The organism is Actinoalloteichus fjordicus, from assembly GCF_001941625.1.
GTDB lineage: Bacteria > Actinomycetota > Actinomycetes > Mycobacteriales > Pseudonocardiaceae > Actinoalloteichus_A > Actinoalloteichus_A fjordicus.
In genome coordinates this window covers 4,606,055-4,629,787 of record NZ_CP016076.1, presented here as the reverse complement: position 1 = coordinate 4,629,787, position 23,733 = coordinate 4,606,055, and the positions used below count along the sequence as shown (strand labels likewise).

The 23,733-nt window shown below is 71.0% G+C and carries 21 protein-coding genes; 17 read left to right on the top strand and 4 right to left on the bottom strand.

What is annotated here, in order from left to right:
- Window positions 1-37 precede the first annotated feature (37 nt).
- The 16 genes from UA74_RS19645 (at window position 38) to UA74_RS33720 (ending at window position 15,115) form a co-directional block, all read left to right on the top strand.
- Window positions 38-841: an IclR family transcriptional regulator gene (locus UA74_RS19645; protein WP_075765106.1), complete on the top strand. Its 804-nt coding sequence runs from the start codon at window positions 38-40 to the stop codon at window positions 839-841.
- The gene (locus UA74_RS19640) at window positions 838-1,515 is read left to right on the top strand and encodes a bifunctional 4-hydroxy-2-oxoglutarate aldolase/2-dehydro-3-deoxy-phosphogluconate aldolase (RefSeq protein WP_083683369.1); all 678 of its coding nucleotides are present in this window, start codon (window positions 838-840) and stop codon (window positions 1,513-1,515) included. Before UA74_RS19645 ends, UA74_RS19640 begins: the two co-directional genes overlap by 4 nt.
- 108 nt (window positions 1,516-1,623) lie before the next feature.
- Window positions 1,624-2,883: an ABC transporter substrate-binding protein gene (locus tag UA74_RS19635; RefSeq protein WP_075765104.1), complete on the top strand. Its 1,260-nt coding sequence runs from the start codon at window positions 1,624-1,626 to the stop codon at window positions 2,881-2,883.
- A complete protein-coding gene (locus UA74_RS19630) occupies window positions 2,873-3,835 on the top strand; it encodes a carbohydrate ABC transporter permease (RefSeq protein WP_075741574.1) in 963 nt (320 codons plus the stop codon). Before UA74_RS19635 ends, UA74_RS19630 begins: the two co-directional genes overlap by 11 nt.
- On the top strand, window positions 3,835-4,737 hold the full coding sequence (locus UA74_RS19625; protein ID WP_083683367.1) for a carbohydrate ABC transporter permease: 903 nt from the start codon (window positions 3,835-3,837) through the stop codon (window positions 4,735-4,737). Before UA74_RS19630 ends, UA74_RS19625 begins: the two co-directional genes overlap by 1 nt.
- Window positions 4,734-5,726 carry a zinc-dependent alcohol dehydrogenase gene (locus UA74_RS19620; protein WP_198042787.1) on the top strand — a complete coding sequence of 331 codons (993 nt, stop codon included), beginning with the start codon at window positions 4,734-4,736 and terminating at the stop codon, window positions 5,724-5,726. Before UA74_RS19625 ends, UA74_RS19620 begins: the two co-directional genes overlap by 4 nt.
- Window positions 5,727-6,488: 762 nt before the next feature.
- Entirely contained in the window at window positions 6,489-6,929 is a 441-nt protein-coding gene (locus tag UA74_RS32170; protein WP_157434308.1) for a hypothetical protein, read from the top strand.
- 524 nt (window positions 6,930-7,453) lie between these two features.
- Window positions 7,454-7,870 (top strand): MerR family transcriptional regulator, encoded by a 417-nt coding sequence (locus UA74_RS19610; protein ID WP_075741570.1) that lies wholly within the window; start codon window positions 7,454-7,456, stop codon window positions 7,868-7,870.
- Window positions 7,870-8,217 carry a thioredoxin gene (gene trxA, locus UA74_RS19605; protein WP_075765098.1) on the top strand — a complete coding sequence of 116 codons (348 nt, stop codon included), beginning with the start codon at window positions 7,870-7,872 and terminating at the stop codon, window positions 8,215-8,217. Before UA74_RS19610 ends, trxA begins: the two co-directional genes overlap by 1 nt.
- Before the next feature lie 428 nt (window positions 8,218-8,645).
- Window positions 8,646-10,019: an FAD-dependent oxidoreductase gene (locus UA74_RS19600; protein ID WP_075765096.1), complete on the top strand. Its 1,374-nt coding sequence runs from the start codon at window positions 8,646-8,648 to the stop codon at window positions 10,017-10,019.
- An 85-nt stretch (window positions 10,020-10,104) separates the two neighbouring features.
- Window positions 10,105-11,277 (top strand): MFS transporter, encoded by a 1,173-nt coding sequence (locus tag UA74_RS19595; protein ID WP_232237340.1) that lies wholly within the window; start codon window positions 10,105-10,107, stop codon window positions 11,275-11,277.
- Window positions 11,274-12,347, top strand: a complete 1,074-nt coding sequence (locus UA74_RS19590) for a flavin-containing monooxygenase (protein ID WP_075741567.1) — start codon at window positions 11,274-11,276, stop codon at window positions 12,345-12,347. The genes UA74_RS19595 and UA74_RS19590 overlap by 4 nt, the downstream gene beginning before the upstream one ends.
- Window positions 12,348-12,393: 46 nt before the next feature.
- A complete protein-coding gene (locus UA74_RS32165; protein WP_157442280.1) occupies window positions 12,394-12,666 on the top strand; it encodes a hypothetical protein in 273 nt (90 codons plus the stop codon).
- Window positions 12,667-12,943: 277 nt separating this feature from the next.
- On the top strand, window positions 12,944-13,321 hold the full coding sequence (locus tag UA74_RS19585) for an ArsR/SmtB family transcription factor (protein WP_075741566.1): 378 nt from the start codon (window positions 12,944-12,946) through the stop codon (window positions 13,319-13,321).
- Window positions 13,318-14,451: an ACR3 family arsenite efflux transporter gene (arsB, locus tag UA74_RS19580; RefSeq protein WP_075765094.1), complete on the top strand. Its 1,134-nt coding sequence runs from the start codon at window positions 13,318-13,320 to the stop codon at window positions 14,449-14,451. Before UA74_RS19585 ends, arsB begins: the two co-directional genes overlap by 4 nt.
- Complete coding sequence (locus tag UA74_RS33720) at window positions 14,426-15,115, top strand: arsenate reductase ArsC (protein ID WP_075765092.1); 690 nt, start codon at window positions 14,426-14,428, stop codon at window positions 15,113-15,115. Before arsB ends, UA74_RS33720 begins: the two co-directional genes overlap by 26 nt.
- Before the next feature lie 146 nt (window positions 15,116-15,261).
- On the opposite strand, the gene UA74_RS19570 is transcribed toward UA74_RS33720, so the two are convergent.
- Together UA74_RS19570 and UA74_RS19565 are read right to left on the bottom strand one after the other, a co-directional pair.
- A complete protein-coding gene (locus UA74_RS19570) occupies window positions 15,262-16,167 on the bottom strand; it encodes a helix-turn-helix domain-containing GNAT family N-acetyltransferase (protein ID WP_075741563.1) in 906 nt (301 codons plus the stop codon).
- A gap of 290 nt (window positions 16,168-16,457) precedes the next feature.
- Window positions 16,458-18,011, bottom strand: coding sequence for an MFS transporter (locus UA74_RS19565; RefSeq protein WP_075765090.1), 1,554 nt, complete (start codon window positions 18,009-18,011; stop codon window positions 16,458-16,460).
- Between the two features lie 121 nt (window positions 18,012-18,132).
- Here UA74_RS19565 and UA74_RS19560 point away from each other — a divergent pair, with 121 nt between their 5' ends.
- The gene (locus tag UA74_RS19560; RefSeq protein ID WP_075765088.1) at window positions 18,133-21,303 is read left to right on the top strand and encodes a BTAD domain-containing putative transcriptional regulator; all 3,171 of its coding nucleotides are present in this window, start codon (window positions 18,133-18,135) and stop codon (window positions 21,301-21,303) included.
- 572 nt (window positions 21,304-21,875) lie between these two features.
- On the opposite strand, the gene UA74_RS19555 is transcribed toward UA74_RS19560, so the two are convergent.
- Together UA74_RS19555 and UA74_RS19550 are read right to left on the bottom strand one after the other, a co-directional pair.
- Window positions 21,876-22,679 (bottom strand): ABC transporter permease, encoded by an 804-nt coding sequence (locus UA74_RS19555; RefSeq protein ID WP_075741560.1) that lies wholly within the window; start codon window positions 22,677-22,679, stop codon window positions 21,876-21,878.
- Window positions 22,676-23,665: an ATP-binding cassette domain-containing protein gene (locus UA74_RS19550; protein ID WP_075741559.1), complete on the bottom strand. Its 990-nt coding sequence runs from the start codon at window positions 23,663-23,665 to the stop codon at window positions 22,676-22,678. Before UA74_RS19550 ends, UA74_RS19555 begins: the two co-directional genes overlap by 4 nt.
- Window positions 23,666-23,733 lie beyond the last annotated feature (68 nt).

The window sequence follows — 23,733 nt, the reverse complement described above, 5'->3', positions numbered from 1 at the left end:
ATGACGATTGCAATATTTCAAGATCCGTGGGGTGGTAATGGCGTCCGAGCAGGGCACGAACCAGAGCGTCGAGCGGGCGATGGCGGTGCTGGCCACCTTCCTGGACGGCCGAGGCGACCTACGGGTCTCCGACGTCGCGCAGCGTGCGGGGCTGGGGCAGTCGACGGCCTCGCGGCTGCTGGCGACCTTGGAACAGCTCGACTACGTCGAACGCGACGAGGTCAGCTCGCTGTATCGACTCGGCCCGGCGGTCATCTCCCTGGCGGGCGTCGCGGTCAACCAGCACCCCGTGCATCGCGAGGCGCGGCAGCGAGCCCAGGACCTCGCGGGCTCGCTGGGGCTCGGTGCCAACGTCGCCGTGCGCCGAGGCGCGTCGCTGTTCTACCTGTGCAACTTCGAGGGCAGCCTCGCCCCCAAGTCGTTCACGCTGCTCGGACAGCGCAACCCGCTGCACGCCACCGGGCTGGGCAAGTGCCTGCTGCTCGGGATGTCCGCCGAGCAGCGCCGGGAACTCGTGCCGAGGCTCTCCCGGTTCACCCAGCACACGATCACCGAGCACGACGAACTCGACACCGCGTTGGAGGCCGTCGCCGCGCGGGGCTACGCCACCGAGCACGAGGAGTTGGCGCTCGGCCGGGCCTGCGTCGCCGCCCCGGTGCTCGATCACACCGGCTCGGTCGTCGCCGCGCTCTCCATCTCCGGCCCGTTGTCGGCGATCGATCTCGCCTCCCGCGAGGGCGAACTGGGGCGGCGGGTCATCGAGGCGGCCGACTCGATCAGCAACGGCCTCGGCTACATCGGCCCGAGCCATCGAACCGACCCTGGCGAGGAGACGCCGTGACGCCCGCGAGCGCCACCCGGCCGAGCGCCGCCGGACTGGCCGAGGCGCTGGCGGCGGTTCCGGTGATCGCCATCATCCGGCTGCCGGACGCGACGACGGTCCGTCCGGTCGCGACCGCCCTGCGCGCGGGCGGCGTCCGCGCCATGGAGATCACCCTGACCACCGACGGCGCGCTCGACGCGATCCGGGCCCTGCGCGACGACGAGGCCGACGGCCGCGTGGTCGGCGCGGGCTCCGTGCGCACCCCGGCGGACGCGACGGCGGCCGTGCGGGCGGGCGCCCGCTTCCTGGTCACCCCGACGTTCCGACCCGCCGTGCTGGACGTCGCCCGCAGCGCAGGCGTGCCCGTCGTCTGCGGAGCCATGACGCCCACCGAACTCGACTCCGCCGCCGAGGCGGGTGCCGACTACCTCAAGCTCTTCCCCGCCTCGGCCGTCGGGCCCCGATACCTGCGGGAGGTGCTCGCCCCGATGCCCGAACTCCGGATCGTGCCCACGGGCGGCGTCCGGCCGCAGGACGTGGCGGAGTGGGCGGCGGCCGGGGCCCACGCGGTGGCGGCGGGCGGGGCCCTGGTCTCCGCCGACCTGGCGGCCGCCCGCGACTGGGCCGCCCTCACCGAGCGGGCCGACCGTTTCGTCCGTGCCTGGCCGTCGCCTAAGCCCGCCGCCCCCTGACCCCACGTTCCACAACGGAGTGAATGTGTTCGCAGACAGAGCAACGAAGCAGCGCAGCAGGCGAGCCGCCCGGCGTCGGCCTGCGGCCCCGATGGAGGTGAGACCCTGATGCGGCCACACCGAGGATTCGCCGTGGCCGCCGCGGCGGCCTTCGCCATGGCCGCGGGCTCGGCGTGCGGACCCCAGCAGCTCGACGGGACGCTGGTGTTGGAGTTCCCGTCCTGGCAGGCGGCCGACGAGTCGTTCTCCGCGTGGTGGCTGGAGTTGATCGACGCCTACGAGCAGGAGAATCCCGGCGTCGAGATCGACTTCTACCAGGTGCCCTTCGACAGCTTCGTCGCCCAGCAGACGACGCGGTTCGCCGCCGGGGACCCGCCCGACGTCGTGCACCTGCCGTCGAGCAACGCGGTCGCCTTCGCCACGCGCGGCTGGCTCGAACCGCTCGACGAGCGGCTCGCCGAGACCGACATCCTCCAGGAGTGGACGCCGCTGCAGGAGCAGATGAAGTGGGGCGAGGACTACTACGGCGTCCTGCTGCTCGGCTACGGCTATGCGCTCTTCTACAACGAGGCGCTGCTGGCCGAGGCGGGCGTGGACGTGCCGACGAGCCCTGACGAGCTGCTCGCCGCCGCCGAGGCCGTCTCGGCGAGTTCCGACGACGTGTTCGGCTTCGGCGCCACCACCGTGCAGAACCCGGACAACTACACGGAGCTGACGTCGTTCGTCGTCGGCGGCGGGGGTTCCTGGTCCGACCCGGACGGTGCGATCACCGCCGACGAGCCCGTCGCCCGCGAGGCCCTCCAGCAGTATCGGGACGTGCTGGCCACCGCGCCGCCGGGCATCCAGTCTCAGCAGCGCAACGAGCTGTTCTTCAACGGTCAGATCGCGATGCTCATCGACGGCCCCTTCCTGCTGTCAGAGGTCAGGGGCGCCCCGGCGGAGGTCCGGGACGACCTGAAGGTGGCCGCGCCGCCGTTCGACGTGGTGCCGGGCGGGGTCAGCAACGGCCTGCACGTCCCCGCCGACGCGGACCCCGAGACGGCCGACGCCGTCTGGAACCTCATCGAGCTGGCCGCCAGACCGGAATGGCAGGAGCGCTACACCGAGCTGGCCGCCGTGCCCGCGCCGCGACAGGGCTCGGTCACCGAGGAGGCGCTCGCGGAGGTCCCGGAGCTGGATCTGTTCGGCACGCTCGCCGACGACGCGGTGGACATCTTCCCGACGGCACCGGGGCTGCGCCAGGAGTACGGCCGCGTCGGCGACACGGTCGCCTCGGCCGCCGTCCGCCTCTTCGCCACCGACACGACGGTCGACGACGTGGCCCGGAACCTGCAACGGGAACTCGAAGGAGTCGGCCATGGCCGGTGACACGGAGGTGCGCCCGAGCGACGCCGCCACCCGGACCCCGGGGCGGGGCGGCGATCGCAGCCCCCGCACCCGCGCGCGCCGCGAGAAGATCTTCGCCTACGGGATGCTCACGCCGACGCTCGCCGTCGTCGGACTCCTGACGGCCTATCCCATCTACGTCGCGATCAACCTGAGCTTCCGGGGCGGCGAGATCGCCGACCTCCAGAACCTCGGCCGGTACCCGCTGACGCTGGCCAACTACGTCGAGGTCATCACCGACCCCGAGCTGCTCGCCGACATCTGGCGATCCCTGGTCTACACGGTCGGGGTACTTGCGCCCGCCTTCGCCATCGGGCTCGGGCTGGCGCTGCTGTTGAACCGGACGTTCCCCGGCAGGCGCATCGTGCGACCGCTGGCCCTGCTGCCGTGGGCGGTGCCCGGCGTCGTGGTCAGCGCGGCGTTCAGCTGGATGCTCGACGGGTCGTTCGGCGTGATCAACTACCTGCTGCGATCGGTCGGGCTCATCGAGCAGAACGTGGCCTGGCTGGCGAACAGCAGCACCGCCATGACGGCGGTGATCATCCCGACGGTGTGGAAGTTCTACCCGTTCTTCACGATCGTGCTGGTCGCCGCGCTCCAGGCGATTCCCCACGACCTCTACGAGGCGGCGCGCATCGACGGCGCGCGGAGCTGGCAGCAGTTCCGGCACGTCACCTGGCCCGCGCTGCGGGCGCCTGCGGCGCTGGCGATCGTCATCACCGGCGTCGGGGTGTTCCGCGAGTTCGACTTCATCTTCCCGCTGACCGGCGGCGGCCCGGACAACGCGACGCGCACGCTCGCGGTCCGCATCTACAACGAGGCCTTCGAGTTCTTCAGCTTCGGAGTCTCGGCGGCACTGGGGGTCGTCACGATGTTCATCGCAGGCGCGCTGCTGTTGGCGGCCAACCGCGCCATCGGACAGGGAGTGCGCTGATGGTCACCGTCCCCACCGCCGTTCCGCCCACCCGAGGCCGACGCGCCCCCCGAGAACGCCGCAGGCGGCCACCCGTGACGAGGGGGCAGTGGTGGCTGCTCGCCCTGAGCGGGGCCGTGCTCCTCGTCCTGCTGTTCCCCGTCTACTGGATGATCATGACCTCCCTGGTGCCCTCCCGGGAGCTGCTCACCTCCTCGCCGCCGCTGGTGCCGCCGCTGGACACGGCGAACGTCGACGCCTACGGCGCCGTGCTGGAGAGCAGGCCGGTGGGTCGGTGGATGTGGAACTCCACACTGGTCACCCTTGGCACGGCGATCATCTCGCTAGTGGTCAGCACCCTCGGCGGCTACAGCCTGTCCCGGTTCCGCACCCGCGCCCAGCAGGTCATGGGCTTCACCCTGTTGTTCAGCCGGATGCTGCCCGGCACGCTGCTGATCATCCCGGTGTTCGTCATCTTCGCCTCGGTCGGGATGATCAACAACCTCTGGTCGGTGATCCTGGTCAACGTCGCGGCGACGGTGCCCTTCACGACCTGGCTGATGAAGAGCTTCGTCGACGGGGTGCCCTTCGAGATCGAGGAGGCCGCGATGATCGACGGCTGCGGCAGACTCCGTGCCCTCGGTCAGGTGGTGCTGCCGCTGCTGCGGCCCGGCCTGGCGACGACGTTCACCTACGCGTGCATCCTCGCCTGGGGCGACTTCCTGTTCGCCAGGACGTTGATGCCCAACCCGAACGACTGGACGATCACCGTCGGCATCGCGTCCTTCATCGGCGAGTTCAGCGTCGACTGGGGCGGACTGATGGCGGCGGGCATCATGTCGATGGTGCCCATGCTGGTGTTGTTCTTCTTCCTGGAGCCCTTCCTGGTCAAGGGCATGGCCTCGGGCTCGGTCAAGGGATGAGTCCCCACGGCGGCGGGTCGATGTGGGCGGGCTGCCTGGTCGCGCCCGGCGTCATCGAGGTGGCGGAGGTCGCCGCGCCCGACCCGGCGGACCTGCGGGCAGGCGAGGTCATCCTCGCGATGCGACACGGCGGCGTCTGCGGCAGCGACCTCCCGTACTTCCGGGCGGGTGGCAGGCCCGGCGCGGCCGGACCCGCGCGGCCGGGCTTCCCGCTGCACGAGATCGTCGGCCGGGTGCTGGTGTCCCGAAGTGGGAGCCTGCAACCGGGAGACGAGGTCGTCGGCTGGGCGGCGGCCTCCGACGGACTGGCCGAACAGGTCGTCGCCTCGGACACCGCGCTGCACCCGCTGCCCCGGCCCCGCCACGGCGGTGCCCCCGAGGCCGGGTTCGTGGTGGCCCAGCCGCTCGCCTGCGTCCTCTACGCCGTCGATCAGCTCGGCGACCTGCGCGGCCGGAGCGTGGCCGTGCTCGGGCTGGGTCCGATCGGACTGCTCTTCGGGTGGGAGCTGCGCAGACGCGGTGCTGCGCGGGTCGTCGGCGTCGATCCGGTGGACCGGCGGGCGGCGGCCACCGACTTCGGCCTCGACGAGATCGTGGTGGCCGACAGCGGGACCTGGGCAGACTCGCTGACCGGCGATCGGCCCGACGTGGTCGTGGAGGCGGTGGGACATCAGGCCGCGACGACGGCCGACGCCGTGCGGGCGGTGGCCGACGAGGGCACCGTCTACTGCTTCGGCATCCCGCTCACCGAGGCCTACCCGGTGGACGTGCACGCCCTGGTGCGCCGCAACCTTCGGATCACCGGCGGGATGACCCTGCGGCGGCGGGAGGTGCTCGGCCGGGCACTCACGCTGCTCAGCGAGTTCCCCCGCCTGGCAGCGGACCTCGTGACCCACGTGCTGCCCGCCGCCGACGCCCAGCGCGCCTTCGACGCCGCCTGCACGCCCACGCCGGGCCAGGGCAAGATCCTGGTGACGATGGCGGGGTGAGGGGTTGGGGCAGAGACAGGGTGCAAGGCCGGTTGACCTCCGGGCCTGCCTGGTGTCCGTCGCACCCCCGAGACAGCTCACCGGCCAGATGATTTGGTGGGCCTAGCGCCGTTTGCCAGCGGGCCAGACTGGTTGAAACGGCCAATGAGCGGCTCGCGGCATCGGCACACAGCCCTCGCAATGATCGCGGCCTTCCCGGATCAGATAGATCTCCTTACCGCACTGTCGGCAGCGAGGCCATCGACCGGGGGGCGGGTCGCCGACATGGGACGGATTGCGACAGTCCCGTACACCTGATCGAGACGGAGGGACAGATCGTCGTCCGCTGCCGGGACGATATTCGCCTTCGTCTCCGGTGAGTTCCCGAAACAGCTCGACGCTGGGTGGCGGAACGAGATAGACGGACCCGCCACGCATCGTCAAGGGAACGGCTTCTTCGGCGGGCACCAGGGTGGCGACGTCATCGACGGTCAGACCTCGCCAGGGGACCGGCTTCGGGTGATACCGCCCGCAGGGGCGCCGTCTGCGGTCGTAGCAGCCTGTCGAGGTGTCTGCGGTGCACCGTTCGGCCTCCAGTGTGCGCAGACCGGTGGCCGTCGCCGCGCGTCGCGGCGGTAGATCACGCCATGGGATGGTGACGCACCCGACGGACGGCACCCGATGAAACCACTGCGGCGTCCGGTCGGAGTCGGCGAACCAGACCGGTAACCAGCCTGCCCGAAACGATCGTGTCGTGCGCGTCGCCGCCGCTCGCCCGGTCAGATGCGACCGCTGTACCTCCACACCGGTCCTTCGTGGGCCGTGGATGGCGACGTCGAGAACGGTGCCGGAATCCGTGGCGAATTCCTGCTGCACGGGATAGCCTGCGTCCTCGGCGGCGCGCTGCCAGTACTCTTTCTGTCGCCGATGCTCGTCGCTCTCCCGCATGATCTCGTGGCTGCCGTGCCCGCCGCCGGGAAAGTGCACCGCGAAATACCGTCCTCGGATCTCCCGGACGAACATCTCGTCCTCGCCCGGAACGGCAGGCTCCAAGCACAGCAGAACGCGATCTCGGCGCTGAATTTTCGAATGCAGCGAACTGATGACCTGATAATCGTCGGCGGTCAGTCTCGACAGGTCCAGCACGCGATCTTGTGGTGTGTACATCACCCGAGTCGTCATGACGCAGCCCCCACGTTCGGTGGTGTCAGGCCTTTGTGGTGAGTCCCTCGCCAGGCTAATGGGACACCCTGACATTTTCGATGCCGATTTCGGCGGCCGTCCGATGGTGACGACGATCGAGACGTCTGTGGATGCGGCGACGACTCGGTTCGCGCCCGCCGACCTGCACGGTCGTGCTGTGCGACGCTGCTGACTGCTGCTCTGAGCAGGAACGCGGACCGTCGTATCATCGAGCCGAGGAGAGCGCCGAAAGGTCGCGGAGAATGAGAATGAGGTACGACGTCCGTCGAAGCCCGATCGCCGGAACTCCGTGTTCCGATGCCGCAGCCGCACCCCGGCACGGCGTCGCGGAAAGGCCAGGGGCATCGCCCCCGACGATCATCGCGTAGGGCGTAGGGCGTAGGGCGTAGGGCGTAGGGCGTAGGGCGTAGGGCGTCGCCGCCGGGTGCGGCGTCGAGGCGCCCCCGTCCGGGCGCGGTATGCGGGGGCGGATCGCCGCGCGCGTGACGTCTCACCGGGCGGTGAGGCTTGCCTTGACGTCAAGGTCAAGCTTTACGGTCGGTGGTATGAGAATCGGCGAACTGGCCAGGCGGGCCGGAACGACGACACGTGCCCTGCGTTTCTACGAGTCGCAGGGGCTGCTCGCCGCGCCCCGCGCGGCCAACGGCTACCGGGAGTACGGCGAGGATGACGTGCGCCTGCTCGAGGAGATCCGCACCCTCCAGGCGGTCGGACTGACGCTGGACGACACCAGGCCGTTCGTCGAATGCCTGCGGGCCGGTCACGAGGCCGGGGATGCCTGCGCCGATTCGATCGAGGTCTATCAACGCAAGCTCGCCGAGGTGGACGCCTGCCTGGCGCGGCTGGGCGCGGTGCGGTCGAGCCTGCTGGCCAAGTTGGACACGGCCCTGGCCCGACAGCCCGATCCCTGCCGGGTGGCGGATCGGCCCGCCGTCGAGGCGACCGAGACGAAGGAGACGTGATGTCGTCGACAGAACTGAGTGGTGCGGTGTCGGTGGTCACCGACGCGACGTTCGAACAGGAGGTCCTCCGGCATGACAAGCCCGTCCTGGTGGACTTCTGGGCGACCTGGTGCCCGCCCTGCCGCATGATCGCCCCGGTGCTGGCGGAGATCGCGCGGGAGCGTGCCGACTCGCTGACCATCCGCAAGATCGACCACGACGAGAATCCCGTGGTCGGCCGCACGTATCAGGTGATGTCGCTGCCCACGCTGCTGCTCTTCGTCGACGGCACGCCCGTGCGGGCTCTCGTCGGCGCACGGCCGAAGGCGAAGCTACTGGCGGAGCTGGATGCCGCGTTGCGCGGCTGAGACGACGGCGGCTGTCGGCAGCGGCTGTCGACGTCGGCAACGGGCGGCTGCTCGCTCTTCGGGGGCTGGGCAGCCGCCACCCTGCTCGTCACGGATCTCTGCGTTCGGGCGGCAACAGGCGTCTCCGTCGCGGGACGGACCCTGACCGGCCGTCGCTGCACGACGGTCGTCCGCTCGGCCGTCGCGGCGGGTCGGTCCGGCGACCACCGTTCCCGTCCTCGTGCGCTGCCGCGCCGGCTCGCCGATGGGGGATCTCGCCCGGAACCATCCCTGTTCGTCCGGCCCGCCGTGGGCGACCACGATGCCGACCGGAGGCGCGGCGGCGTGGCCGCCCGGCGATAATCGATAGAAATCGATGGTTGCCTTCATCGTTGTCCGTCGATAGAGTCCTGCCCGTTGATCGATGTAAATCGATGAAAGGTGTGGGTATGGACGAGTCTCCCGTCGTCGTGGTCGGCGCGGGCCCGGTCGGTCTGGCCGCGGCGGTCCGGCTCTTGGAGCGCGGTCTTGAACCGCTCGTACTGGAGCGTGGTTCGACGGCAGGTGCGAGCGTGGCGCAGTGGGGCCACGTCCGGCTGTTCTCCCCCTGGTCGGAGCTGGTCGATCCGGCGGCCCGCCTGCTGCTGTCGACGATGGGCTGGTCTCCGCCTGAGGACGACGCGTTTCCGGCCGGACGGGACTGGGTCGAGCGCTACCTGCGCCCGCTGGCGGCGGCCATGGGCTCGCGGGTGCGGTTCGGCGCCGAGGTCGTCGGCGTGGCCCGGCGGGGCCGGGACCGGGTGGTCGACGCAGGCCGCGACGTAGAGCCGTTCACCGTGCATGTCCGCACGGCCGAGGGTGACGAGGAGCGCATCACGGCCCGTGCGGTGATCGATGCATCCGGGACCTGGTCCAGCCCGAATCCGCTGGGCGGCGAAGGTCTGCCCGCGATGGGCGAGCGGGCGGCGGCAGATCGAATCGTCTATCGGCTCCCTGACCTGACCGACGAGGCAGTGCGGGCCCGCTATCGGGGGCGGCACGTCGTCGTGGCGGGCAGTGGACACTCGGCGTTGACGGCCTTGGCGACGCTGGCCCGCCTCGCCGCCGACCACTCCGGCGACCCCGACGCCGGTCCGACTCGGATCACCTGGGCGCTCCGTCGCGCTGCCGTCGGGACGACCTTCGGCGGCGGCGCGGCCGACCAACTGCCCGCCCGAGGTGCACTCGGACTGCGGGCGCAGGAGGCGGTGGACGCGGGGCTGGTCCGGATCGTGACCGGTTTCCGGACCGAGGCGGTCGAGCGCGACCCGCAGGGTCGACTCACGCTGGTCTCGGCGGCGGGCGACCGGGTGGCGGCCGTCGACGAGGTCGTGGCGCTCACCGGCTTCCGCCCCGATCTGAGCCCGCTCTCCGAACTGCGGATCGCGCTGGATCCGAGGCTGGAGGCACCGCTCGCCCTTGCCCCGCTGATCGATCCGAACGTGCACTCCTGCGGCACGGTCTACCCGCACGGCGCCGCCGAACTCGCGCATCCGGAGTCGGGCGTCTACCTCGCGGGGATGAAGAGTTACGGGCGGGCGCCGACCTTCCTCGCGATGACCGGCTACGAACAGGTCCGCAGCGTCGTCGCCGCCCTCGCCGGCGATCACGCCGCCGCCGCGCGCGTCGAGATGACGACCGTCGAGACCGGGGTGTGCGGCGGCGCCGGGCTGTTCGACGAACCCGAGACGGTCTCCGAGGCGATTCCCGAGGCGGAGCAGGGATGTTGCGGGCCGCCGACGTCGGAGCAGGATGCTGCGGTGCCGCTCACGACGTCGTGCTGACGGCGTGGTCACCGCATACGACGGACGGGCCGCCTGCGGTGTGTCGACTCAGACCGAGGCCTTGACACCATCCGGCCTGCGCCGCGTGCTCATCACTCTGTGCGTCACCGAGACCACCAGCTGGGGAGTGTTGTACTACGCGTTCCCGGTCATGAGCGCCGAGATCGCTCGGTCCACCGGGTGGTCGATGCCTGCGGTGACGGCGGCCTTCTCCGTGGGGCAGCTTGTCGCCGCGTTCATCGGGATTCCCGTCGGCCGTCGTCTTGATCGGCACGGCCCCCGTGCCGTGATGACAGCGGGATCGATCTTGGCGACCGTGGCGGTGGCGGGGATCGCCACGGCCCAGAGCCTGTCGTGGTTCGTCGTGGCGTGGCTCGCCGCCGGTGTCGCGATGGGGGCTGTCCTGTACCCGCCTGCCTTCGCGGCGCTCACGCGGTGGCACGGGCGGGATCGTGTCCGGGCACTGATGATCCTCACCCTGGCCGCAGGATGTGCCAGCACCGTGTTCGCACCGCTGACTGCCGTGTTGGCCGAGGAGTTCGGTTGGCGGCGGGCCTATCTAATGCTCGGGCTGATTCTCGCCGTCGTGACGGTCCCCGGCCACTGGGCCGGACTACGCGGCCGGTGGCCCGACGTGGCCGATCCCCGACCCGACGGCCAGGTGCGATCGTCGGTTCCGCGTAGCCCGGCGTTCCTCGCGCTGACGACCTCGCTGGCTCTCGCGACCTTCGGGTCTTTCGCGGTGGTGGTTCACCTGGTGCCGTTGCTGGTGGAACGGGGAGTGGACACGACTCTCGCGGCACTGGCACTCGGCTTGGGCGGTGTCGGGCAGGTGGCGGGCCGCCTCGGATACTCGGTGCTCAGTCGGCATGTCGGCGTGCGGATGCGGACCGCGTTGATTCTGCTGGCCTGCGGGGTCACGACTGCTCTGTTCGGCGTGTTCACCACTGCAGCCGCGCTGATCGCAGCGTCGGTGGCAGCCGGGGTGACCCGCGGCGTTCTGACTCTCGTGCAGGCCTCCGCCGTCAGTGATCGATGGGGGCACGCTCAGTACGGCAGGCTGACCGGCCTGTTATCCGCTCCACTGACCATTGCCGCCGCCCTGGCACCGTGGGCGGGCGCGGCGATGGCGGAGCTGCTCGGCGGCTACGCACCGATGTTCCTTCTGCTCGCCGTCATGAGCATCATCGCCTCGGCACTCAGCCTGGCGAGCACACCACGAATCAGCACACCACTACTCGCCGAGGAGAACCGATGACCACCACCGTCGTCGTGATCGGCGCAGGCCAGTCTGGTCTGTCCGCCGCCGCCGCCCTGCGAGACCTCGGCGTCACGCCGCTGGTCCTCGAGGCAGGAACCGAACCCGTCGGGTCCTGGCCGCACTACTACGACAGCCTCACGTTGTTCTCCCCCGCCCGGCACAGCGGCCTGTCGGGTCTGCCCTTCTTCGGTGACGGCGACCGCTATCCGCACCGAGACGAGGTCGTCGAACAGTTGCGTCGGTTCGCCGCTCGGCTCGACGTGGAGATCCGCACCCAGACGCGGGTCGAGGCGGTCCACCCCGACGGACACGGCGGATTCGTCCTGCACACGACGGCGGGAGAGACGATCAGTGCCGCAGGCGTCGTGGCCGCCAGCGGCTCCTTCGGCAACCCGCATCGCCCCGAACTGCCCGGTCAGGAGACCTTCACCGGAGAGCTGAGCCACGTCGCCGACTATCGGGACCCCGCAGGGTATGCGGGCAAGCGGGTCGTCATCGTCGGCGCCGGAAACTCGGCGGTCCAGATCGCCTTCGAGCTCTCCGCCTCGGCCGCAGTCACCCTCGCTACCCGCGCACCGCTCGCCTTCCTGCCACAGATTCGCGACGGCCGCGACTTCCACGACTGGATCGCCGCCAGCGGCTTCGACCTGCTTCCTGCGCACTGGCTCGCTCCCGTCGTCGGCGGCACGCTGGTCGTGGACATCGGTGATTACCGGGCCGCGCTGGAGTCGGGTCGGATCGCGAGGAAGGAGATGTTTCAGGCCCTGGACGGGGACCACGTCAGGTGGTCGGACGGCACCGCCGAACAGATCGACGCCGTGTTGCTCGCCACCGGGTACCGGCCCGACCTCCGATATCTCGAACCGATCGGCGCCCTGGACGCATCAGGGTCACCGCTCCACATCGGCGGAATCTCCACCGCCTGCCCAGGCCTCGTCTACGTGGGGCTGGAGCTCCAACGCTCGTTCTCCTCCAACACCCTGCGGGGAGTTCGTCACGATGTCGACCACGTCGTCCCCGTTCTCGCGGCGCACGTCCGCCAAGCACATAAGACGGTGGGTTTCTAGGCGGCCCGGGCCGAGAGCGGCAGCCGACCACCAGGTGTCGGCGACCATGGCTGGAGAAGGGCGCCGACGCTCACCAGACTCGAAGGCTCGGCGCTTCACCGGGGGGCAGCGCGGCGGCCACGCCTTGTCGCGACGTCCGCTGCTCCTGTCGCTCGCCGACACGGGGCTGGGCAGGCACCGGCTGCGGCATCCGGTGAGCACCGGCCCCGCAGGCAGCGCGCATCACCATGGGTGGCACATCGACGACGCTACGTGGGATGCAGGTACGGCGGACCTTCGGCTCCTCCAGTGCGGCTGGGGGAGTGGGGGGACGCCGTGATCGGCGGGCCCGTCCGGCGCTGCGCCGAGATCGGCCCTTAGGGCCTGTCTTTGATCCCCCTGGAGTCGCGGGGATCGGCGTGGATGAGCTGCCCGGCGGAGGAAGGAGGCATAACGAAAGTGATGTCGACTGACGACAACGCCGCAGATCGCCGCGCTGGCCCGGCGCAACAGGAAATTGGGGATCAAAGACAGGCTCTCTAGGGCGTGGCGTGCTGCCTCCTCCGGTGAGGACACGGTGCTTGCCAGCTTGGATTCATGTCTGTAAAGATAGATGCATGTCAAACCAAGAGCTGTCGGGACGGCTGCTCGATGTGTTGCCGACCTGCGAGTCGGCCGTCATCGGGCAGCCGTTGTCGGCCGAACAGGCGTCGGAACTGGCCAAGGTCTTCAAGGCCGTCGGCGATCCGATCCGGCTGCGGCTGCTGTCCCTGATCGCCTCCCATGCCGGGGGCGAGGCCTGTGTCTGTGACCTCACCGGCGCCTTTGATCTGACCGGGCCGACGATCTCGCATCATCTGAAGGTGTTGCGGGAGGCCGGGCTGATCACCGGCGAGCGGCGCGCGACGTGGGTGTACTACCGCGTTCGCCCCGAGATGTTGACGCGACTCTCCGAGGTCCTGGCTCCTACGAATCTGTCGGAGGCCGGCGTATGAGCGCCGCCCAGGACACCTTCGACGGAGGCGTGGCGTCCCGGCTCTCCACGCTCGACCGGCTGCTGCCGGTGTGGATCGGGGCGGCCATGCTGCTCGGGCTGCTGGCCGGGCGGTGGATTCCCGGCCTGGACGTCGCGCTGGAGTCGATCCAGCTCGACGGGATCTCACTGCCGATCGCGCTCGGCCTGCTGATCATGATGTATCCGGTGCTGGCGAAGGTCCGCTACGACCGGCTGGACACCGTGACCGGCGACCGTCGGCTGCTGGTCTCGTCGCTGGTGCTCAACTGGGTGCTCGGCCCGGCGTTGATGTTCGCGCTGGCCTGGCTGATGCTGCCCGACCTGCCCGAGTACCGGACGGGGCTGATCATCGTCGGGCTGGCCCGCTGCATCGCGATGGTCGTCATCTGGAACGACCTCGCCTGCGGCGATCGGGAGGCCGCCGCCGTCCTGGTGGCGCTGAACTCGGTGTTCCAGGTGATCGCCTTCGCCGGGCTGGGCTGGTTCTATCTCGACGTCCTGCCGGGCTGGCTGGGACTGTCCCAGGACGGCCTGGACGTCTCGCCATGGCAGATCGCGCGCTCGGTACTGATCTTCCTGGGCGTGCCGCTGGTGGCGGGCTACCTCACGCGCAGGCTGGGGGAGCGCGCCAGGGGGCGGCAGTGGTACGAGTCCCGGTTCCTGCCCCGCATCGGACCGTGGGCCCTTTACGGGCTGCTGTTCACCATCGTGATGCTCTTCGCCCTGCAGGGTGAGCAGATCACCTCGCGCCCGTGGGACGTGGTCCGCATCGCCCTGCCGCTGTTGGTCTACTTCGCGGTGATGTGGGCGGGATCGTTCCTGACGGGCAAGGCCGTCGGCCTCGGCTATGCGCGGGCGACGACCCTGGCGTTCACCGCAGCGGGCAACAACTTCGAGCTGGCCATCGCGGTGGCGGTGGCGACCTACGGAGTCACGTCCGGACAAGCCCTGGCCGGTGTGGTGGGGCCGCTCATCGAGGTTCCCGTCCTGGTGGGCCTGGTCTACGTCTCGCTCTGGGCCCGTCGGTTCTTCCCAGCAGCAGGCGATCCGACCGAACCTGACGACTCCGCCACGAAGGACGCGCATGACTCCGCGACCCGAACCACGTGACCAGCGTTCCTGCCAGGACTGGGAAGACTGTCGGCTCGACAGGCCACCAGTCGACCGGCTTCTCCGCGACGCCGCGAGCAGACTGACCCAGACCTTTCCCGGCGTCTTCTCGCCTGAATCCGTACTGGCCTGTGTGCGGGAGTCCTACGACCTGCTCGCCGCGCACGCCACCGTCCGCACCCACCTGCCGATACTGTCCGCTCGCTTCGCCCACGACAGGCTGCGCGCCGTCGCACTCACCCGAGGAGCCATCGTGTCCAGCATCCCCGAGGTTCTCTTCGTCTGCGTCCACAACGCAGGCCGCTCGCAGATGGCCGCCGCCCTGCTCCACCACCACGCCCAAGGCCGCGTGACCGTCCGCTCCGCAGGGTCCGCCCCGGCCGACACCATCAACCCGGCCGTCATCGAGGTCATGGCCGAGCTCGGCATGGACCTCACGCAGGAGTTCCCCAAGCCGTTGACCACCGAGGCGGTCGAGGCCGCCGACGTCGTCATCACGATGGGCTGCGGCGACGCCTGCCCGATCTTCCCCGGCAAGCGCTACCTCGACTGGGAGCTGCCTGATCCGGCCGGTCGGGGCATCGAGGCCGTCCGGCCCATCCGGGACGACATCGATGCCCGCGTCCGTGCGCTGCTCGCCGAACTGGTGGCCACGGGGAGCTGAGCGGGGCGCGGTCGTCTCGGTGAGCTGCTCCGACGATGCGGGAGTCCGCCGAGATCAGCTCGGCAGGCTGGGATGTTCGATGGGCCGGGCGCGCGGCGGGCGTCCCGCCGTCGGGCAGCCCCGGCCCGCCTGCCGCGCCGTCGGCCTCAGCCCCCGGCGGTATCGCCGCCGGGGGCGTCGTCGGTCCCACCCTGCGCCACGGGCGGATCGACGTCGCGGCGGCGTTCCAGGAACACGGTGTCGCGCCAGACTCCGTGGTGTCGGGCGATGCGCTCCCGGACGCCGAGCGTGCGAAAGCCTGCTGAGCGGTGCAGACCGAGGCTTGCCCGGTTCTCCGGGAAGATCGAGGTCTGCAAGGTCCACAGTCCGTCGTCATCGGCCGCGATCACCTGATGGCGGATCAACGCCTTGCCGACGCCCCGGCCTCGGTGATCTGCGGCGACGTACACGGAGGTCTCGGCGACGCCTGCATAACAGGGCCGGGACGAGACCGGCTTCGCCGCCGCCCAGCCGACGACGGCGCCGTCGATCACCGCGACCCAGCGGTGGCCCGCGAGCCACTGGGCGTCCAGCGCCGCCGCCGTGGGGAGTTCGGTCTCGAAGGTCGCGTCACCGGAATCGATGCCCTCGCCGAGGATGCGCAGCACGGCGGGCCAGTCCTCGTCTCGCAGCGGCCGTACGTCGACGTCGGCAGGCACGTCTTCCGGGCAGCACGGGCGCGGGGCGAGCAGGCCCATGACGGCGTCGGCGGCATGGGGCAGTCCCGTGCAGCAGGCCTGGTTGACCGCCACACGCGTCGCGGTGCCCTCCTTCACGAGCGTCACGAAGCCCGTCTCGGCCAGTTTGCGCACGTGGTGCGAGCAGGTCGACTGGCTGATGCCCAGCGTCGTGGTCAGCTCGCCCACGGTCATCGGACGCGGGGCGATCGCGACGGTGTGCAGCAGCCGGACCCTGGTCGGCTCGGCAAGGCAGGCGAACCAGTCGGCATAAGTGGCGGCGTCCGCTGCGGGCAGCGTGGCCGGTGATGCGGCGGGAGCGGTCACGACACTCACTATCGACCGACATCGATGATCATGTCAATCGACGCTGGCGGCTCGTTCCGGGACGGTCTGTCGGCAGGCCGCCCCGGCCGAGGCTTGCGGGAACCGGATCGGCGGGCTGCGCGGTCCGGTCGATCTCGCGGACGCACGGCGTCGTACCGATGCCTGCGGCGACGTGAGCAGCCGCAGGCACCGAGGACCGGGTTCGCCCCGGTGCGGATCTCCGCTGGCCGCAGGGGCGCCGCAGGCCAGGGAGCCGATCGGCCGCTCGGGCCGACGGGCTCCCCGTGCACGCGGCGGTCTCAGCCTGCCGCCCGCTCCGGCGGCTCGACCTCCGCGTATCCGGCGCTGCCGATCGTTCCGACGTGGCGCAGTACCGTGGCGGCGACGATCGCCAGCGCCAGGATGCAGACGCCGGCGATGAGCGCGGCCACGTTCATGCCACGGGTGAACGCCGCCGTTGCCTCGTGCAGCACCGCCTCGGGCAGGTCGGGTGCCACCGCGACGGCCCCGGCGAGGCTGTCGCCCGCGGTCGCCGCGACCTCGCCTGCCAGGTCGGCAGGCAGGTGATCGGCGATCCGATCGCGATAGATCACGGCGGTGAGGCTGCCCAGGATCGCGACGCCCGCCGCGACCCCGAGTTCCTGCACGGTCTCCGACATCGCGGCGGCCGAACCCGACTTGGCGGGCGGGGCGGACCCGACGACCAGGTCGGTGCCCAGCGCGGCGATGGCGCCCAGTCCGAGGTACACCAGCGCGAACCCGGTCACGACCAGACCGCGATCTCCGGTGGCATCCACCTGGGTGAGCAGCAGGTATCCCACCGTCGCGGCCGCCAGGGTGGCGGCGACGATAAGTCCCGGCCGAATCCGCCGTGCGAGCAGCGGGGACGCGATCGCCGCGATGAACATCGCGAGCGCGGGCGGCCCCATCCACAGCCCGGCCTCGAAGGGGGTGAGGCCCTCGACGAACTGGAGGTACTGGGTGACCAGGTACATCACGCCGCCCACGCCCATCAGCCCGACGAGCAGGAGGCTCAGCGCCGCGCCGACACCTCGATTCGCGAACAGGGTCAGGTCCAACAGCGGGTCGGCCAGCCTGCGCTGACGTCGGACGAATAGCACGCCGAAGGCGATGCCCACCGCAGGAGAGAGGATCGTGACGAGGTCGACGCCGTAGGCCGAGGCGTGCTTGACGCCGTAGATCACGGGCAGGATCGCGGCCAGCGAGAGCGCCCCGCTGAGCAGGTCGAACCGGCCCGCCTGCGGATCGCGGGCCTCCGGCAGCAGCAGCGGTCCGAGCACCAGCAGCACGGCGACGATCGGCACGGCCACCAGGAACGCCGAGCCCCACCAGAAATGGTCCAACAGGATGCCGCCGACCACGGGGCCCGCCGCCATGCCCAGCGCGAACATGGTCGCCCAGACGCCGATCGCCACCGCGCGCTGTCTCGCGTCGAGGAACAGGGCACTGAGCAGGGACAGTGTCGACGGCATCAGCGTGGCGCCTGCGATCCCCAGCGCGGCCCGCGCGGCGATCAGCATCAACGGACTGGTGGCATACGCGGCGAGGATCGAGACGAGTCCGAAGGCGACGGCCCCGATCATCAGCAGTCTGCGCCTGCCGATCCGGTCGCCCAGGGTGCCCATGCTGATCAGGAAGCCCGCGATGAGGAAGCCGTAGGAATCCATGATCCACAGCGTCTCGATGCCGTCGGGGCGCAGGTCGGCGGCCAACGCGGGCAGCGCCAGGTACAACACCGTGACGTCCAGGCCGAGCAGCATGGTGGGCAGTGTCAGGATCGCGAGGCCAGCCCATTCTCGCGGGCCTGCTCGGTGCGCGATCGGGGTGCTCATGGGGCTCCATTCACTTCGGGCGAGAGGCGTTCGCCCGCGAACAGGTCGCGGACGGTTCGGGGTCAGCCTGTCCCTCGGCACGCACGAGTCGTTGACGGTTCGCTGTGGTTACGCTGACGGCATGCGGTTCGGCGTGCTCGGCCCGATGGCCGTCTGGGCCGCCGACGGGCGGGAGATCAGGGTTCCCGAGGCGAAGGTGCGGGCGCTGCTGGCGAACCTGCTGGCGCACCGGGGTGGCCCGGTGTCGGTCGATCGCCTCGTCGAGGACCTCTGGGCAGGCGACCCGCCCGGCAGGCCGCTCAACGCGCTACAGACCAAGGTCTCCCAGCTCCGGCGCGTCCTGGGCCGGGACGCCGTCGTCCACCAGCCCGCCGGCTACCGCCTGGTGGCCGCCGACGAGGCCGTGGACGCGCGGGACTTCGAACGACTCCTCGACCGGGCCAGGCAGGCCGAGGACGCCGGAGCGCGGGCTGCGCTGCTGGCCGAGGCGGCGGCGCTGTGGCGGGGCCCGGCCTACGCCGACGTCGCCGACGCCCCGTTCGCGCAGGGGGAGATCACCAGGCTGACGGAACTGCGGCTGACGATGTTGGAGGATCTGGCCGAGGCACGGCTGGAACTCGGGGAGCACGACGCGCTCGCGGCGGAACTGGCCGACCTGGTCGCCCGGCATCCGCTGCGGGAACGGCTGCGGACGGCGCGGATGCGGGCCCTGTACCGGGCAGGCCGCCAGACCGAGGCGATGGACAGCTTCCACGAACTGCGGCGGCTGCTGGCCGAGGAGCTGGGGACGACACCAGGGCCGGGGACGGTCGCGACCTACGAGGCGATGCTGCGCCAGGAACCCGCCCTGGCGGCGCCCGTGTCGACGTCGCGCGCGCCCGCTCGTCCCCCTCTGCCGACCCCGGCGACGCCGTTGATCGGTCGCGACGCGCTGGTCCGCGAGGTGCGCGAGGCGCTGAGCACCGCCGCCGACCCCCGGGTCATGACGCTGACCGGGCCCGGCGGAGTGGGCAAGACCCGGCTGGCGGTGGCGGCGGCGAGTGGGCTCGACGGGTCGTTCCCCGACGGCGTGTGGTGGGTCGAGCTGGCGGGCCTGAGCTGCCGGAGCACGGTGGACGACGTCGTCGACCGGGTCATGGCCGCCCTGGGACTCTGCGATACGGTGGCGTCGGAGGCCTGCGCGGTCGACCTGCTCGGCTGGCTCTGCCAGGCGGTGGCGAGCAGAAGACTGTTGCTGCTGTTGGACAACTGCGAGCACGTGATCGAGCCCGTCGCCGAGCTGGTCGACACGCTGTCGGCCGCCGCCCCCGAGGCGCGAGTGCTCGTGACCAGTCAGGAGATACTCGACATCCCCGGCGAGGTGGTGTTGGCGGTGCCGCCGTTGGCGCTGCCCACGCACGCCGACGCCTCGGACGCCCCGGACGCGGCGACGGCGGCCCGCTCCAGCGCGGTCGAGCTGTTCGTGAGCCGCGCCGCCGCCGCAGTTCCCGGGTTCGTGCTCGACGTCGAGAACCTGGCGGCCGTCGCGGCGATCTGTCGTCGGCTCGACGGCATCCCGTTGGCGCTGGAGCTCATCGCACCCCGACTGCGGGTGCTGGCTCCGGAGCAGCTTCTCGAGTGCCTGGACGATCGATTCGGCCTGCCCACGGGATCGGGACGCGGCCGATCGGCCCGCCAGGCGACGCTGCGCGCGATGATCGACTGGAGTTGGGAGCTGCTCACCGAGGCCGAGCAGATCGTGCTGCGACGGCTGTCGGTGCTTGCCGACGGCGGCACGCTGACGACCGCCGAGGCGGTGTGCTCCGACGAGGAACTCCCCGGCGAACGGGTGTTGGACCTGTTGGCGCGCCTGGTGAATCGGTCGCTGGTGGTCCGAGAGGGCGACCGGTTCCGGCTGTTGGAGACGGTCTCGGCCTACGCAGCGGAACGCCTCGCCGAAGCGGGCGAGCAGCAGGCCGTGGCGGCACGGTTCGTGCATTCCCACGTCGCGCTGGCCGAGGCGGCCGACGGCGGACTACGCGGTCCGCAGCAGCGGCGCCACCTCGATCGGCTCGACGCCGAGACGGTGAGCCTGCGGCGAGCGTTGGAGACGGCCGGGCGCATCGGCGAGGCGGGCCTGGCGTTGCGCCTGGTCACCGCCCTGGCCTGGTACTGGGTCCTGCGCGGTCGGCTGGTCGAGGCGGACCGTTCCCTCCGGCGTGCCCTCGCCGTCGAGGGCGGCCTGGCGGACCTGTCGGCCACGGCGCGGGCCTGGCTCGCCGGGATCGAGCTTCGTACGCCACCGGTCGGACCGGGTCGCGCCGGGGCAGGCCGCGACAGGGTCGGCCGAGCCGGGACCTCGTCGGCGGCGGGCTGCAGGGCCGGGACGCCCTCCTACCGGACCGACCGCGAGGAGCGCGGCGAGGCCGGGACCACCGATCACGATCAGGCCGGCTACGACGACCCCACGGCCGCCGTCGACGATCCTGCGCTGCGCGCCCGGCTCCGCTGGTTCCTCGGCGCCGCCCTCATCGCCGACGGCCGGGGCCTTGCGGGACGACGGCTGTTGGCCCGGAGCCTCGCCGGTGCCCGTGCGGAAGGGGATCGCTGGACGGAGGCCGCGGTGCTCGTCGAGCAGGCGGGAGATCGGCAGACTGGGGACGATCTCGGCGGCGCGCGGTCTGATGCGGAACGGGGCGCCGCACTGTTCGAGGACCTCGGGGACCGCTGGGGCCTGCTGCGCGCCTTCCGCGCCCTCGCGTCGGCGGCCGAGCGCGACGGAGACCGCCCCCGGTCGACGCGCCTGCACCGGGAGGCCGTGCGGACGGCCGAGGACCTGGGGTTGTGGACCGAGGTCGTCGACACGTCGTGCAGACTCGGCGCGACCTGCCTCGCAGGCGGCGACGCGGACCAGGCAGGTCTGCTGTATCGGCGGGCCCTGCGAGTGGCGATCGAGCGTTGCTACCCCCGTGGCCGGGCGGAGGCAGAGCTCGGGCTGGCTCGCCTCGCCCACCACGACGGCGACCGGGCGGCGGCGCGGACGCATCTGCGGCGTGCCCTCGCCGACACCCGTGCCCCGGATCTCCGCGCCGAGATCGCCGAGGTGGCCGACGACATCGGAGCGGCCGAGATCGCCGAGATCGCGGACCTCGCCGGGGCATTCGGGGCCGCCGACCTCGCCGAGGCGGCGGGACCCGTCGGGGAAGGGATCGAACCGGTCGCGATGGCAGGCAGGCTCGCCGAGCGCCCGGCCGGTGATGCGAGCGCCTCGGGTGTCGTGGAGCTGTCGGGCGCCACGGCGCCGCGTTCGTGACCCTCGACCCCGTTCCCGTGCCGCGCCGAACGCCGCCGCCGGACGACCGGGGGCGGAGCGGGCCCGACAGCAGATGGTGATCCGCTGCACGCTGCTCGAGTTTGACCTTCACCTTGGTGTGAGTTTCTGAGCATTCCGGAGCTGGCGCTGCATCCCTTCGTCGTCAACCAGCCGTTCCGGCACCGATACCTGGACGAGGCGCTGGGCTGGCTGGCAGCTCAGCCGGACTTCTGGCTGACCACCAGCCACGAGATCGCCGAGCATCACCGACACCTCGATCGTCGAGCCGCGTGATCGGCCCTGCCGAGGCAGGCTCGAGTGACCTGACCGGCGTGGGATGCCGACTCCGCCGCGAACCCGATGACGCGGGCGGACCTCGACTGCCGAGGTCGAGGCGGCAGGACCGTCTTGTGCGCAGCGGAAGCTCCGATGGCACGGGGGCGGTCGGACTGTCAGTCGACTCGATGGTCGATGCGGTGCGCAGTCGCTTCGGCCGCGGCCGGAACCGGGTGTGGCCCGCAAATTCGCCGCCGGAGGTCGTGGCCCCGGACCTGTCGGATGCCGCTGCTTGGTCAGCTCGCCGTCCGCCGATACCGTCGGGTCGACAGCGGCACGAAGATCAGCAGGATGATGCCGATCCAGATCAGCGTGTACAGCGCCGGATGCTGGAGCGGCCATGCATCGGATGCCGGGATGGCGGAGTTGGTGTTGCCGAACAGCTCGCGGACGGCCAGCGTCAGCGCCGACACCGGATTCCACTCCGCGACATGCCGCAGCCCGGCCGGGAAGGACTCCAGCGGAACGAAGGCGTTGGAGACGAAGGTCAGCGGCATGATGACGATGAACGAGGCGTTGTTGATGACCTCGACGCTGGGCACGATCAGACCGACGTAGGCCATCACCCAGCTGAAGGCATAGGCGAAGAGCAGCAGCAGGAGGAAGGCGGCGACGGCCTCCAGGACGGAGCCTCGGATGCGCCAGCCCACGAGCAGGCCGGTCAGCGCCATGATCAGCACCGACAGGACGTTGTAGATCACGTCGGACGCGGTCCGCCCCACCAGGACCGCCGAGTGAGACATGGGCAGCGATCGGAAGCGGTCGATGATGCCCTTCTGCATGTCCTCCGCGAGGCCCGCCCCCGTGAAGGTGGAGCCGAAGACCACCGTCTGGGCGAAGATGCCGCCGATCAGGAACTCCCGATAGTTCACTCCGCTGCCGGGGTCGATGGCTCCGCCGAAGACGAAGGCGAACAGCAGGACGAACATGATCGGCGAGATGAGGACGGTGACCAGTACCTCCGGCACCCGCTTGATCTTGATCGTGTTGCGCTTGGCGATGACCCAGCCGTCACTCAGCGCACGCGGGATCGCGCTCATGGGGATGCCTCCGAACCGGCCGAGGACGCGTCGTCGGGTGGTCGTTCCTCGGCGGAGTACCCGGTGAGCGCGAGGAACACGTCGTCCAGGGTGGGGCGGCGGAGTCCGATGTCGACCACGTCCACCTGCTCTCGATCCAGGCAGCGCAGGGCGGCCATCAACGACTGCGAGCCGCCGTCGACGGCGGCCGTCAGCTCCCGGCCGTCCTCGCTGCGCTGGACCTGCGCGGAGGCGACCTCCGCCAGGCACGCCGCCGCGTCGTCGCTCTGAGTCACCTCGGCCAGCGAGAGTTCGATCCGCTCGCCGCCGATCTGCCGTTTGAGTTCGCCCGAGGTGCCTCTGGCAATGGCCCGTCCGTGATCGATCACCACGATGCTGTCGGCGAGCTGATCGGCCTCGTCGAGATACTGCGTGGTCAGCAGCAGCGTCGTGCCGCCCGCGACGAGTTCGCGGATCACGTCCCACATCTGGAGGCGACTCCGGGGATCGAGTCCGGAGGTCGGCTCGTCGAGGACGAGGACCGGCGGGGATGCCACCAGCGCCCCAGCGAGGTCCAGGCGGCGACGCATCCCGCCGGAGTACGTCTTGGACGGCCGGTTGCCCGCGTCGGCCAGGTCGAAGCGCGCCAGCAGCTCCCGCGCCCGAACCCGGGCGGCCCGTCGGTCCATCCCGTACAGCCTGGCCACCATCTCCAGGTTCTCGAAGCCGGTGAGGTGTTCGTCGACGGCCGCGTACTGCCCCGACAGGCCGATGCGCCGTCGGACGCCCTGCGGGTCGGTCTGCACGTCGACGCCCGCCACTCGAGCCCGACCGCCGTCCGGCCGCAGCAGCGTGGTGATGATGCGCACCGCCGTGGTCTTGCCCGCGCCGTTGGGTCCGAGCAGCCCGAGGACCGTGCCGGTCGGGACGACGAGGTCGAGCCCGTCCAGTGCGCGGACGCTGCCGTACACCTTCACCAGGCCGTCGGCTCGGATCGCCTCGGTCATGTCTGCCTCCGCTTTCCCTCGCGAGGCGGGCACGGCGGGGCGCGTGCGCCGATCTCGCGTCTGAGCGC